The organism is Pseudomonas fortuita (assembly GCF_026898135.2).
Taxonomy (GTDB): Bacteria; Pseudomonadota; Gammaproteobacteria; order Pseudomonadales; family Pseudomonadaceae; genus Aquipseudomonas; species Aquipseudomonas fortuita.
In genome coordinates, this window is sequence record NZ_CP114035.2 from 4,201,705 (window position 1) to 4,215,029 (window position 13,325).

The 13,325-nt window shown below is 56.7% G+C and carries 10 protein-coding genes; 2 read left to right on the top strand and 8 right to left on the bottom strand.

Annotated elements, in window-relative coordinates; genetic code table 11:
• Nucleotides 1–24: 24 nt before the first annotated feature.
• The 3 genes from OZ911_RS19435 to OZ911_RS19445 form a co-directional block, all read right to left on the bottom strand.
• A complete protein-coding gene (locus OZ911_RS19435) occupies nt 25–879 on the bottom strand; it encodes an endonuclease/exonuclease/phosphatase family protein (RefSeq protein WP_023047563.1) in 855 nt (284 codons plus the stop codon).
• Nucleotides 880–2,066: 1,187 nt separating this feature from the next.
• The gene (locus OZ911_RS19440; RefSeq protein WP_033731521.1) at nt 2,067–3,827 is read right to left on the bottom strand and encodes a S8/S53 family peptidase; all 1,761 of its coding nucleotides are present in this window, start codon (nt 3,825–3,827) and stop codon (nt 2,067–2,069) included.
• A gap of 291 nt (nt 3,828–4,118) precedes the next feature.
• Entirely contained in the window at nt 4,119–5,210 is a 1,092-nt protein-coding gene (locus OZ911_RS19445) for a hypothetical protein (RefSeq protein ID WP_096426543.1), read from the bottom strand.
• Nucleotides 5,211–5,959: 749 nt separating this feature from the next.
• Between OZ911_RS19445 and OZ911_RS19455 the strand changes: the two genes are divergently transcribed.
• Nucleotides 5,960–6,637, top strand: a complete 678-nt coding sequence (locus tag OZ911_RS19455; protein WP_023047560.1) for a DsbA family protein — start codon at nt 5,960–5,962, stop codon at nt 6,635–6,637.
• 119 nt (nt 6,638–6,756) lie between these two features.
• Here the strand turns inward: OZ911_RS19455 and OZ911_RS19460 are convergent, their stop codons facing one another.
• The 5 genes from OZ911_RS19460 to OZ911_RS19480 all read right to left on the bottom strand — a co-directional run bounded on the left by OZ911_RS19460 (nt 6,757) and on the right by OZ911_RS19480 (nt 11,484).
• On the bottom strand, nt 6,757–8,028 hold the full coding sequence (locus tag OZ911_RS19460) for an OprD family porin (protein ID WP_070086949.1): 1,272 nt from the start codon (nt 8,026–8,028) through the stop codon (nt 6,757–6,759).
• A 246-nt stretch (nt 8,029–8,274) separates the two neighbouring features.
• Nucleotides 8,275–8,970: a hypothetical protein gene (locus tag OZ911_RS19465; RefSeq protein WP_016488184.1), complete on the bottom strand. Its 696-nt coding sequence runs from the start codon at nt 8,968–8,970 to the stop codon at nt 8,275–8,277.
• Nucleotides 8,971–8,986: 16 nt separating this feature from the next.
• Nucleotides 8,987–9,880 (bottom strand): fumarylacetoacetate hydrolase family protein, encoded by an 894-nt coding sequence (locus OZ911_RS19470; protein ID WP_016488185.1) that lies wholly within the window; start codon nt 9,878–9,880, stop codon nt 8,987–8,989.
• Nucleotides 9,881–9,883: 3 nt separating this feature from the next.
• On the bottom strand, nt 9,884–10,684 hold the full coding sequence (locus OZ911_RS19475; protein ID WP_031311886.1) for a 2-keto-4-pentenoate hydratase: 801 nt from the start codon (nt 10,682–10,684) through the stop codon (nt 9,884–9,886).
• Between the two features lie 5 nt (nt 10,685–10,689).
• A complete protein-coding gene (locus OZ911_RS19480) occupies nt 10,690–11,484 on the bottom strand; it encodes an IclR family transcriptional regulator (RefSeq protein WP_016488187.1) in 795 nt (264 codons plus the stop codon).
• A gap of 274 nt (nt 11,485–11,758) precedes the next feature.
• Here OZ911_RS19480 and OZ911_RS19485 point away from each other — a divergent pair, with 274 nt between their 5' ends.
• On the top strand, nt 11,759–13,189 hold the full coding sequence (locus OZ911_RS19485; RefSeq protein WP_016488188.1) for an MFS transporter: 1,431 nt from the start codon (nt 11,759–11,761) through the stop codon (nt 13,187–13,189).
• Nucleotides 13,190–13,325: the final 136 nt, after the last annotated feature.

The following is a 13,325-nucleotide window of genomic DNA, read 5'->3' on the forward strand; positions in this document are numbered from 1 at the left end:
CACGCGAGCTCCAGCAATAATCGACTACGGGCTGGTCCACTCCAGCTCAACCACCACTGGGAAGTGATCCGAGGGAAGCACGCCGTTGATGAGGCGATCGTCGGTAACGAAGCTGCGCGCATGGAAGCCGCGCTCCAGCACCCAGTCCACGCGCACTGTGGCCTTGCCGGTGAAACCATGGAAGGTATTGCTTGGCCCCCGCGGGGTTTTCACTACAGGACGGGTATCCTGCAATACGCGGGAAAGCGCCAGGTAAGCCGAACTGCCGGGTTCAGCATTGAAATCACCTGTTAGCACCACGGGCACGCCAATGGGTAATTTGTCGACGCGAGCGGCGATCAGCTCTGCCCCCTTGACCCGCGCCGTCTCATCCTCTGCGCGATAAGGCAGATGAGTATTCAGGAAATAGAAACGGCGGCCGTCCTCGATCCGACGGAATAACGCCCAACTGACCATGCGAGGAAAGAGATTGCCCCAGCTGACGCTCCCTGCAACGTCAGGCGTGTCCGACAGCCAAAAGTCACCCCATTGTTCCGCCGTCATCTGCGTGCTGTCGTAGAACACACCCATATGTTCATCGCCGTCGCCGCCGCGTCGCCCCTCCCCGAACCAACGGTAGCCGGGAAGGTGAGCTGCCAGATAATCAGCCTGCTCCTGCACGAGCTCCTGAGTACCGATAACAGCGGGCTGGACATCCAGAATCATCGTGACCATCGCGGCCCGACGGTCTTCCCACCGCTTACCAGGCGCAGCGTCGACCGGTGTGCGCACATTGAATGACATGACCTTCAACGATTCGGGCAGCCCTGCCCAAACATTACCCGGCAGTACAAGTATCAGCAGCGCCAGCAGTATAGGTTGATAGATGGACACCCTCATGGAATCCCTCCGTAGATCCGCATAGGGGGTAGGCTACTGATGAAGGCACATCAGGTTCACACATTACCTCTGCGGGTCAGCGCACGCCCTGACGACGTTTTTTAACTCATCAACATTCGCTCGCTTACGCGCCTCTCGAGCAATGACTTTGAATCGCGTGACGCTTTGTGTCCACTAGCAAAAATGACAGGTCAGTTCAAACTCGTGCCGGGCAGCATTGGCATTGCGCCAACCTGCTTGGTTTACGAAAAAGGCAGAACCTCGGCAAGCACGACCCAGCCGTGAAGCGCGGCTGGTGTTTATAAGCACGATCGAGATCGAGGATGAGACTCAAGGTAAAACCAAAGCAAGGCGACTGAGGGCGTAGATAAGAAAAAATCAATTGCCAGGCACTGTAGTCCAGCGTGTTTGACCTGGGAACTGCCTCCCCTATATGCAGTGACTGACAACACATTTTGCTCATTTATGCCAAGCAGGCGCAACGACAAAGTTGACTATCAAGCTGGGGTTTACTGTAATCCTATAGTTTGTTGAACGTGGCAGGTCCCGCTACGTGTATTCCTACACGGAGGTTAGATGCTCAACAGGACCACAGAAGATTGGGAGCGATTGCGAGAGTTACCGGCATTGCTCAAGGAGCTCCCTCATCTCGCTGCAGGGTTGGGATTTACCTTCTACAGCTTCAGATACACCAGCCCCCCCTACGAGCTCCACTCAGAAAACCTCTTGCCCGGCGGACGCAGGATCGTCCAGGCGGCATTGGATTTTCGACCCCCTTATCTTCAAAGCTCGGACATCCCATTGTTATGGGAACCCAAAACATTCGCCAAGGGCCCGGCTCTGTGGTCGCAGGCTCGGGAACTGGGCCTTTGTCATGGGTGGTTACAGCCTGTGCATCAAGGGGTTATCCGCAGCTGCCTGGCCCTGCTACGCCCCCACGTCAGCATGTCTATTACAGAGCTTTATGAGAAAGCTGCCGGCGTCATGTGGTTGACCGAACGACTGCACCTTGCCGCCGGACGCGATGCAGCTGTCAGGTCAAAGTCAATTTCCCTGGGACTGGGATAGTCAGAACAACGTGTTGAAGCGCCCGCTGGCCCCACAAGGGCGAAGGTGTCAATGAGCGGCGTTTCGATGAGGCTCGACATGTAACAGCCGTCCCGCGTGCTGGTGCTCATCCACTCCTGCTATTCAAGTAACTCACCACCACCATCTTCAGCCATGGACGGGTGACGCTTTGTCTTGACCGCAAGCGCCAAGGCTTGATGCATATCCAGCCGTGCAAACTGCTCAACTGCGCAAGCAACATTGTTCGAGCAAGCGGCAGCTCTGATCGGTCGCGTCGGCCCAATGCGGCGTGCCTGATCAGGTCTGGCAATCATCGGCAATGCACTCTGGCGTAACAAGTGCTTGATTTGTCGTGGGGTGAGATCAGGGTTGATGGAAATCATCGCAGCGACCACGCCAGTGACCAGGGCTGCGGCATACGAAGTGCCACACCCTCCACCCCGCCCGGCCCTCACCGCAGTCGATCGAGAGGGATTCGGACACGCGGCAGCACTGATGTCGATACGAGGGCCAACGTTTGAACTGCTACGAGGCACTGCGAAACGAGGGTCAGCCACATCCACAACCTGGCGACTTCGCTGATGCCCACCCACTACTACAAGCTGAGCTGATGACAATGATGCAGGCAGATGATCATCGGTAGTGGAGGCGCTATTACCCGCTGAATTGACCACCACAACGCTCGAATGCCGGTGTTCTAACCAATCAAAGAAACGCCTCAATAACAATTCGTACCCGGCCATTGCCTCGTCGGTGCGGACGTTGATATCTACAGGTTCGCCCCTCAGGTTGAGCGTTCCTATCCGGTGAACCCCCCAGCTCCAATTGAGCACCCGCGCACCGTCTTCAACAAGGTTCACCGAAGCAGCGATGCGAGCCGTAACACCTGACGCTGCGCCGCGATCCACAATGATGTCGAAGCGCCCGCCCACGGCACCCAACCGACTTAGAAAAGCCACATTGCCGCGCGGATACAGGCGAGCCGCAAGTATTCCGGCAACCACTGAGCCGTGCCCGTTTATCGCAGAACTGTGGCGGGCGTAAAGGCACGTGCCGACGCCTTTGCACGGCGCTGCAAACGCCGAGAAATCAGTCGATTCAAAATTGACACCCTTCTCTACCACGCCGACTACCACGTTAGTTGGCTGAAAACTCCGCCCTTGCTCACGAACATTGTGCTTGAAGGCCTCCACTGCCTGCTCGAGTTTGTTGGCGATCCACCCCGCCTGGTCAGGCGGCTCGATGATTCGTTCAGGATCTTCCGGTCGCTCTGGGTTGTCATCCTCCACTACGATCCCCTGCACGGCAGGGTCGCTTTTCATGCTGCTCACGATGCTGTGACGCGCTGCCAATGTGCGAGCGCGCAGACGCACTTGAACAACATTCAAAGGCGGTATCACCCCAACGATGTCCACGTCGTACTGAAGCGCAATCCTTCGCGTCTCCAGCAGGCCGTTAGTATTTTCACGCAAGATCAAACTGACCAAATCCAGAGCAGTCACCACCCGGTCATTGATAGTCACGAGACGGTCTTGGCTGGGAGATTGCACCCAGCTTTGCCTTGTGCTGAGCCAGACCGCGTTGCTCGTAAACCCGCCAGCACTTAGCCAAACCGGGCCACTGTTTACCCCCTCAGCTAAGTTGAAGCACAGGGAATCCCGCTGCTGCTTGACACGCGATATGGGCAAAGTAACTCCATCGACCACCACAGCTGGAGGTGCCTGATTCACACCCCGCACTTGCGCGCACCATTTTTGAAAGCCGGCCGTGTCGCCACGACCATAAGGCGCGAGGTCATCTATTCGTAACGTGTCGGAAGCTTCAGCGCCGCAGGTCAGGAGGATCGCCGCCCAAGCCGTTAACAACATTCGTCCGTTCATTTCTGCCACTTCCCTGTTGCTGTGAGGAAGTGCCCGACGGTTGTTCTTGTGACTCGCGCAGCTCAGCCTCCTCGCTGACCATGACCCTAAATCGCTTGGCGAGGCCTGCCTACTGGTAAAAATGTCAGTCCTGCGCCAGCGGCTTCAAGCTCCGAAGCCGTCCAACTGAATGGCTTTAAAGTGGAGAAATAGATCTTCACTACCGCCTGCTGGCGTAAATCAGCCCGATGATTTCCGTGGCCGGTGATCGCTGGCTACCCGAATGAGACCGATCAGCACCTAGGTTCCAACTTACTCTGCGCCGAAGGTTACGACACTGTAGCCAAATTCGTGCTCTTGACGCCTGGTGTGCGTCTCGGGATCTTCCACCCTTACCCGGTCGTCGTCATGCACGATCAGCACATGGCTGTCGTCAAGTACCTCCACACCCTCGGGCTTGTGGTTGAAGGCCACCACAGCCCCTTCTTCAAGCCTGACAGGCTGAGGCTCACCAAGCTTAGAGCCTTCAAACGGCAACACCCACAAGAAGCCGCCAATCTCTTTCTGGCCGACCTCCTTACCGTCTCGCTCGTAACTGGTAACTGCGTAAAGGCGGTCTTGGTTGTAGCGGTCAAACTCGAGCCCAGAAAGCCCCAACTCAGGATACGCCCCTGCCTGCATACCCAGTTTTTCGACCAGTTGGTCAGGCGTCAGGCTCAAAACAATCTCAAATTGGTCGCCAAGCTGAACGCCCTGCTCATTGATGGAGCAAGAAATTGACAGCAATAAAAACGAGAATTTTGCTTGTTTGCTCTCTTTACCATGCTTACGAATACCTATCAGCAAACGGTCGCCAGGCGAAGTAGAAATCGCCTCAATCTGATAATAAGACGAGCCTACGGCTTCCCTAATTTTCGCCCGCAAATCTTGCGAGTTTGTCACCTGATTTCCCGTTGATACAGAGATGACCGTAGCATTTTTTGGTTCGCTCACTGGCCAGTAGAGCAACGTATTGAGGGCGTCATTGGAAGGATTGTTGAACGCAGTGATGGCGATGACATACTTCCCATCCAGCGTGGTTGTAAGGCCTTCAAACTTGTCTGCCTTGAGCAGCACCGTTCCCTCTAGATAGGAGGGCGTGCCGACGATACGATGATCATCAAGTGCCATTGTAAAAATTGCAGGACCGCCAGGCCTAGGCATTTTCTTGTCATTAGCAAGGATGAGATTTTCGCCGACTCGCGCCACACCCGAAACTTCACAGTTCACACCGTTACCGGCCGTGAAACAGGGGGCCAGGTAATTCTGCACAGCTTTAGCAGGTACACCAACTGGAGCAGCGCTTGGGCTCTGCAGGTGAAGCATCAGGCCCGCGACTGCGAGTGATTTGACAAGTCTGTTCATAGGTCCCACTCCTTGTATGCGACATTCCGTGTGAAGGAACAACATACATAGAATTGGACCTATGAAGAACTGGCAATTTTGACAGGTAGTGGTTTTCCGGTCTTCACGGCGGCGACCTTGTATAGCGCGTTCAGCCGCGGATTGTTCTAATGGCAGCAATGCATCCTTTGACGATACGTTCCGCTTGATCATCTGAAATACTACTATTCATCGAAAGCCGAACCAACGCGGCAACAGATGGCGCCCGCCCCACACTGCATTCAAATGCTCTTGTACAAACGACTTCACTCTGGTACTGACAAAATCTGGCAGCCTTGGTCCGGCGTCGTTATCTATAGGCTTCATCACACTCACCCAGCCCGTTGCCCTTGATCATTTGAATCCGCTTTCATCAAATTGACTACTGGCGAAAATATCAGGCAAAGATCTGATATTTTTTAGGCGGTACCTTGAGATGAAGCCAGACTGGCTTATATGGCCGAAACCGGTCGTTCGGCGGTCGGATAGCTAAATGGCCGAGGGAAATAGCCTGTGAGGGTGGGTTTCTGTCCAAGTCGATAGACCTGCTGTTTCGCGCCGTGCGAGCCAGCCTGTGCCTGCCGTTGGCAATGACGGAACTGGGGGGAAAAACCGCGCGTCATACCCTCATGCAGGGACACGGCATCACCGAACTCGGCTCATGACATCGACCGTGCACGTGGCAACGAGCCTTTAAAGCGGGTTAACCAGGAACTGTCAGGAGCGACACCATGCGCAAACGGATAACGGCGCAAAACCTGAAATGGACCTGCGGTTGGCTCGCTGTCGCGGGTCTGGCTCTGTGCTGGTGGCTACCGCTACCCTTACACCCCGCTGCCGATAGCGGCCCACCGTGGATCTATGGCAACCCCGAAGCACGCTTTACGGTCACGCTCTATACCAACCTTGAATGCCCCCATTGCCGGTTCTACCTGCCCCAACTGCAGCGCTGGATCGTCACCAACGATCACGTCAACCTGGCCTGGCCCGATCTGCCGTTGCCACAAAACGAGCCTGCATCCAGTCGCGAAGCGCGGCTGCTCGAATGCGTAGGCCAGCCCGAAGGCCCAGAGGGCCTGTGGGGGGCAGGTGTCTGGGTCTACCTGCACTCGCAAAGCAACGGCCAGGGGTTGGCCACCGTCAGCACCTCTTCCGGTGGGACGCCTGGCCTGCAACGCTGCCTGGCGGGTGAAGAGGTGGCTCAAACCGCGGCCCGCCAAAACACGGAAGCCTCGCAGAACGGATTGAACGCCACACCGACTCTGCGCCTGATCGACAATCACACCCAACACACCGTGATCCTGGAAAGCCCCATCGAACCCGATGCGCTGCTGTCCGCAGTGGACCTGTTGAGCGCACCTGAACTTTCCGAAATGCCTGCGGACATGATAAGCGATATGCCCAGGTAAGCCACGTTCGTTACGGCGCTCAGCAACGCGTCGCGGTCTTTGTACCTAAAATTCAGGGCTACCTGCCTACGGGCTGGACGCTGCGTGGCCTGATACAGACTGCCGCCCATCCCTACGCATCAAAACAGCGAAAACGGATAGTTGAGGACCAATCGGTTTTCATTGAAGCTTGTATGGGTGCCCCAACCCCGACGTAACGTCGAATTCCGCCATTTGATATTCAAGTCTTTGAGCGCGCCAGCCTGGAACACATAGGCCAGTTCGGTCTCCCGCCCCCACTCCTTGACACCGGTCTCTCCCCCAACATGAATACCGCTACCTTTGATATAGCGGTTCATAAGCACCAGGCCCGGAACGCCCAACGCCACAAAATTATAATCGTGGCGCACCTGCCAGGAACGCTCATTGGCATTTTCGTAGCTGGAGCTAAAGCTGTCGTTGGCCAATGAGCCACCTGAAGTGCCGTTGACTTTCATCCAGCCGTCCTGGCCGGAAACCTTCTGCAGGCCTATGTAAAAGGTGTTCGCACCGTGCATCGCGGAAAACAATCCAGACCAGGTCCGGTTGTCGAGACCACCCGCCAATGATCGCCCGTCATCCTTCCCCGTGAACCATTGGACGTTGGCAGCCAGTGTCCATGTGCCAATGGGCTGGCTGTGAGTGATCTGGATCATCTGCTGGCGGTAGATATCCTTCAACTCAGCGCCCCAACCACCGAGCAACGTCCGCTTGTCGTTGAACGTGTACTCACCACCCACAAAGTTGAACCGATCCGAAAAGACGCCCGGCTTCTGGGCAAGGAACATATCGTCCATGCTGGCATCGTTTCGTGGGCTGTTGGCTCGGAATTGGCCGCCATACAAAGTGAGATTTTCGATCTCTCGAGAAGTGACCTGCGCACCTCTGAACGTCTGCGGCAACGAACGCCCGTCATCGGAACGCAAGATCGGTAGTGTAGGCATCCATTCGCCGACCTTGAGCTCCGTAGCGGAGATCCTGACTTTGCCTGCAATGGCCAGCCGCCCATAATCATCTGCCGCTTGGCCATCGTCATGAATCGGCAGCAATTGGGTCCCCGGCGTGCCACGGCCACCGTCCAGTTTCACAGAGTAAAGACCCATGGCGTCCAGACCAAAACCTACCAAGCCTTGGGTGAAGCCGGACTTGTAGTTCAAGATGAACGCCTGGCTCCACGCCTCGGCCTTACTTTGAGTCGCGGAGTCGCTGACATAGTTGCGGTTAATATAATAATTACGCAGGTTCAATCCTGCCGTTGAATCCTCTACAAACCCGGTTTCGACTGCCTGTGCGCCGATTGCAGTACTCAGCAGCGGCACGGCGACAAACACGTTTGCGTGACTGAAAATAGAGCCGGATGCGCGGATTTTCATTTTTATTTTTCCACAACAGATAGTTAATTGAAACGCAGCCCTTCACGCCGAACATTCATTCAACGAGGTTTTAATTCTTGTTATCGTTTGACGCATCACCCTTGAATAGCGTTTTTTTTCGCACGCACTGCAGCGCCGAGACGCTGGCTGAAAAAGAGCGCGCCCGCAGCGTGCTTATCTGCACGCGCGGCGCACCCAAAGGAGCAAAACGCGGAACGTTGTTTGCTTAGTGCAGCTCGGCAATTATCACCCGGCGCTGGAAGGGGTCTTGCAGCGGGTGTATTCCAGTTGATAAAGCGTCGTGGCAAGTTGCGGTTCAGGTTCGTCCAGCACGTTGCCAACGGCCTCGACCAGTTGCGCTCTGGCATGCCCGACATAGTCTGCGGCACAGCCTTCGATGATGATGATCCAGGATGGGATTTCAGTACCCTCCGATCGGGCCTTTTTCTCCGCAGTCTCAACCTTGCTGACGGCCTCATCGGCGGTGCAAAGGTGGATCCCCGTGATCCCCTGAGCATCGGCCAGTGGAGGCAGCACCTGATCACGCAACGCCTGGAGAACGTCTGCGTGGCGTTCGGCGGTTACATTGAAGCGCAGGGTGACCAGGTAGGCGCCATTTCCTACGCCGGCGGTGTAGTGCACGTCACAGATCGATCGAGCAACATTGCGATACGACTGCACGACTTTCTGTGTCCAGGGTGTCGGCGCATTGAGGCGAGCCAGGTAATCTGCCCCCCCTAACACCCCGACGGTATCGGCCTCGTACAGATTGAAATAGAGAGGCCCCGCATCGAGCGCGATGTATCGCCGTCCCCGCTGAAAACCAGGGATCGCCGCGCGCTCTGGCATGTGCTCACGGTTATGCCACTCGTAGAACTCATCCCGCGCCTCGGGCAAAAGATCATGCCAAATTGCGACTACGCCTGTTCCTGCAAAACTCATATCTTTTACTCCGGGGTCAATCAACGTTAGGGTAGCGACCGTCAACCCAGGCTGCGCCCATCTCCGAAACATAGGGAACTACAGTCTGGCACTGCTCGCCCAACCCCGTTCCACCTACGCGCATGACGTCCCCGGCCTTGAGAAACACATGCGGCTTCTGGCCCAGGCCTACGCCGGGCGGTGTGCCGGTGATGATGACGTCACCCGGCAGCAGGGGCATGAAACGGCTGAGGTAGGACACGATGTGAGCCACGCTGAAAATCATCGTCCGAGTGTTACCGTTCTGATAACGCTTGCCGTTCACTTCCAGCCAGAGGTCGAGGTTCTGCGGGTCGGCGATTTCATCACGAGTCACCAGCCAAGGGCCAAGTGGCGCGAAGGAAAAGCTGCTCTTGCCCTTTGTCCATTGCCCTTCGTACTCGAGCTGATAGGCGCGCTCGGAGACATCGTTTGCCAGGCAGTAACCGGCGATATGATCCAGCGCCTTGCTTTCATCTACGTGCCAGGCAGGTGAACCAATCACGATGGCCAGTTCGACCTCCCAGTCGAGCTTCTTTGCATCACCCGGCAGGATCACAGGGTCATTTGCACCACTGATGGCCCCGGTGTGCTTGTTGAACACCACAGGTTGGCTCGGAATGGGCGTGTTGGTTTCGGCGGCGTGGTCAGAATAATTGAGGCCGATACAGATCAGGTTCGGCACGCTGCCCACGCACGGGCCCAAACGTGTCCCGGCCGGTACCAGTGGCAGGCGCTCAATGTCGATGCCACGCAGTTTTTCAATACTGGACGGCGCCAGCGCTGCGGCATCGATATCATCGACGATGCCCGAAAGATCCCTGATCTGTCCTTGAGCATCCAAAATCCCAGGCAGTTCTTGTCCTGGCAAACCGAAACGAACCAAGCGCATACGTTACTCCTCAAGCGTTGAAAAAAAGACAGACAGAGATCCTGCCTCGCCGAACTGGATATCCAGCGGCTGGTGGGTGGGAACTTCGAGTAGCCCCGCATAGGAGCCGGTGATCACGACCTGACCCGCTTGCAGACCGATGCCACGTGCAGAGAGAAAATTGGCGAGCCAGACGATCGGCGAGACGGGGTCTTGATCCGGGTGAGTGCCGGCAATGCTCACAGGCTCTACACCCGGATGACTCAGGGTTACATCAAGGTGAGTGGGCAAATTGTTCGAGCTCAGCGAAATGGCACGAGGCCCCAGCACTAGTCCATGGTTGAACAACCCGTCAGCCAGCAACTGCTCGAACGGGACCTTCTGCGGATCGGTATATCGACAGTCGATTACCTCGAGTGCAAGGTGTACCTGACTGATGGCCCGCGTAATGTCATCGGCCGTGTAGGGCGCCGCGCGGGCAGGAAGACTGGCGCCCAACACGCATGCAAGCTCGGGCTCGATTCGTACCGTGGAAGTTGCGAAGCCAAGGGGGTATCGGTCGCAACTCACGATGCTATCGGTGTAGATGGGCGCGACTATCCACTTGCCAGGTTTGGGCAATGCGCATTTCCATCCGCCCACTTTTTTCCCGGCCAGCACACCGACATGCTGCTGTATCTGGAAGCCTTGCTCCAGGCTCAGTGACGCCTCATTGCAGGGCAGAGCATCTAGTCGATTACCCGTTTGGCGTGCTTTCGCGAGGTACGCGGCGGCTTGCATAAGGGTTGGTTCACGCGCATCAGCTGATTGACTGCACTGATCCATGAGCTTCACCCCTGCACGCTGGGTTGCCGAGGCCATACCGTCCCGAGCTTGTTCGCAGCATCCTCGAGCAGTGCATGCAATTCGTCATAGCGGTCTGGATGCATCCGTAACACCGGGCCGGCAATACTCATGGTCCCGACCACAACTCCCGACGGGATCATCTTCACCGGCACCGCGATAGCCCACACACCGGCCTCAGCCTCTTCCACAACGAGGCCATAACCCCGTGACCTGGTCGCCGCCAAATCGGAAAGCAAGCGTTCAACGGTATTGATAGCCTTAGGGCCTTTGCCTACACCCAGGTCTTTGCCCAGACCGTCGCGGATAGCAATTTCGACAGCTTGCTCGTCAGGCATGGATGCAAGCCAGGCTTTGCCGTTTGCAGTGGTGTACAGATTGATTGGCTGATCCATGGCTGGCGAGTACATCAACCCAGGTGCAGCGCCTTGAGCCGAGGCGAGCCAGGACAAACCGCCCTCGCAGACGACAGTCAGGCGTACCAGCTCATGGGATAAAGACGCTACGTTTTCGATAATCGGCTGCACAAGCTCCGGCAGCCCGATGCCGTTCAGGTAACGCTGCCCTAAAAGCGCCAGCTTGAGTGTCAGCCGGTATTGGGAGGTCGCCTCATCCTGCTCGGCCCAGCCTTGTTCTACCAACTGCGCAAGCACACGGTGGGCCGGCCCCTTTTCCATCCCCAGTTCACCTGCAATATCAGACATTCGCATCCAGCGGGCCTCACGAGCCAGCAGCTCGATAGCCTCAAGGCAGCGATCAACAGCACCTTTAACGACTCTCATGGAATTCTTCTCAGCTGGTTATGAGCAGCGCCAACCAAAATGTCACGCTGTTCTATTTGGAACACAGTTACAATAGTAAGCACCGTGTCCTCGTCAAGTCAACGCAAATGCACGCCTGCCATCAACACCGAACCGGGCTTGAGCTGCCAGCCTATTGCAGGTCGACGACCGGGGCGTGAGACCTGCCAGCAGCCTTGACAAAGGCAATGCTCCGGAACAACATTACAAATGGAACGACGTTACAATAACAAAATCACGGTACCGGAGACACTTCATGAGCCATGGCATCCCGAGCGATCCACACTCCAAGCGTCAGTCGAGGAAGGCCGCCGCTAGCGGCTGGATCGGCTCGGCGTTGGAGTACTACGACTTTTTCATTTATGCCACTGCCGCAGCCTTGCTTTTCCCGCAGCTGTTTTTTCCAACGGACAATCCCACCGTCGGCATCATCGTTTCACTTGCCAGCTTCGGGGTTGGGTACATCGCACGACCTATAGGCGCGGTGGTGCTGGGGCACCTGGGTGACCGCCATGGGCGCAAGACAGTCCTGGTCTACTGCATGTTCTTGATGGGCTTTTCGACCATGTGCATTGGCTTGCTCCCGACCTACGACCAGATCGGCGTGTGGGCTCCCGCGATACTGATTACCTTGCGTCTGATCCAAGGGTTCGCGGTTGCCGGCGAGGTGTCTTGCGCAAGCTCCATGACCATGGAGCATGCACCTGACGGGCGCCGTGGTTACTTCGCCAGCTTTACCCTTCAAGGCGTGCAAGCCGGGCAACTGCTAGCGGCGGCGGTGTTCCTGCCACTGGCCCAATTCATGCCCGCAGATGCTTTTGCGTCCTGGGGCTGGCGAATTCCGTTCCTGCTGAGCGCTGTGGTGCTTGTGGTCGGCTGGATCATCCGCCGTGAAGTCCATGAGGCCCCGGTCTTCGCTGAGGCGCAAGCAGGGGACAAGCCTCGCAAATTGCCAGTGGTCGAAGTGCTCACCGAAAGCTGGAAGGATGTGTTGCGCGTCGTCTGCATGGCACTCTCTGCAGTCCTTGCAATCCTCGCCTCCGTGTTCGGCGCCACCTATGCAGTCCAGCCTGCTTACGGTATTGGCTTCCCCTCAGGCTTGTTCATGTGGATTCCTGTCCTGGGCAATTTGTGCGCGGTGATACTTATCCCATTCGTCGGTAGACTCTCTGACAGAATTGGGCGTCGCCCCCCAGTGATCGTGGGCGTGCTCTGCGGCGGCCTGTTGTCGTTTGGATACCTCTATGCCATCAGCATCCACAATCTCTGGCTGTCTCTGATCCTGTCGCTTCTCATGTGGGGCGTGGCCTACCAAGGCTTCAATGGTGTTTTCCCAAGCATGTTCCCAGAGTTGTTCCGCACCCGGGTACGCGTCACCGGTATGGCTATCGGTCAAAACATCGGCGTGGCATGCACAGCGTTTCTGCCAGCGCTGTTCGTATCGGTTGCGCCGCCTGGCACCGAAAATATCCCGCTGAAAATTGGCGCCCTGACGTTTGGTATCTGTGCGATCTGCGCAATTGCGGCGTTCACGACCCGCGAAACGTTCCGTATTCGTCTGAGCGAACTTGGCGACCCCAACGCGGTGCCGATGTCGAAGGAGGAGTACGAACTGCTGCAGGAAAAGTCCAATCCCAGATCGAGCAGTAGCGCCCCCAATCAAGCGCTGAAAAATCAACTGCTGTGACGCACACCTGACAACCAGACCCATCACGCTCAACGTGTTGCGCAATTGCCCTGCGCAGCACGTTGAGCCCCAAGGCGATGAACGTGTGCGCCGCCAGCAAGCATCCAACCCGCGAGCTGGCAATTGCGTGCACTCG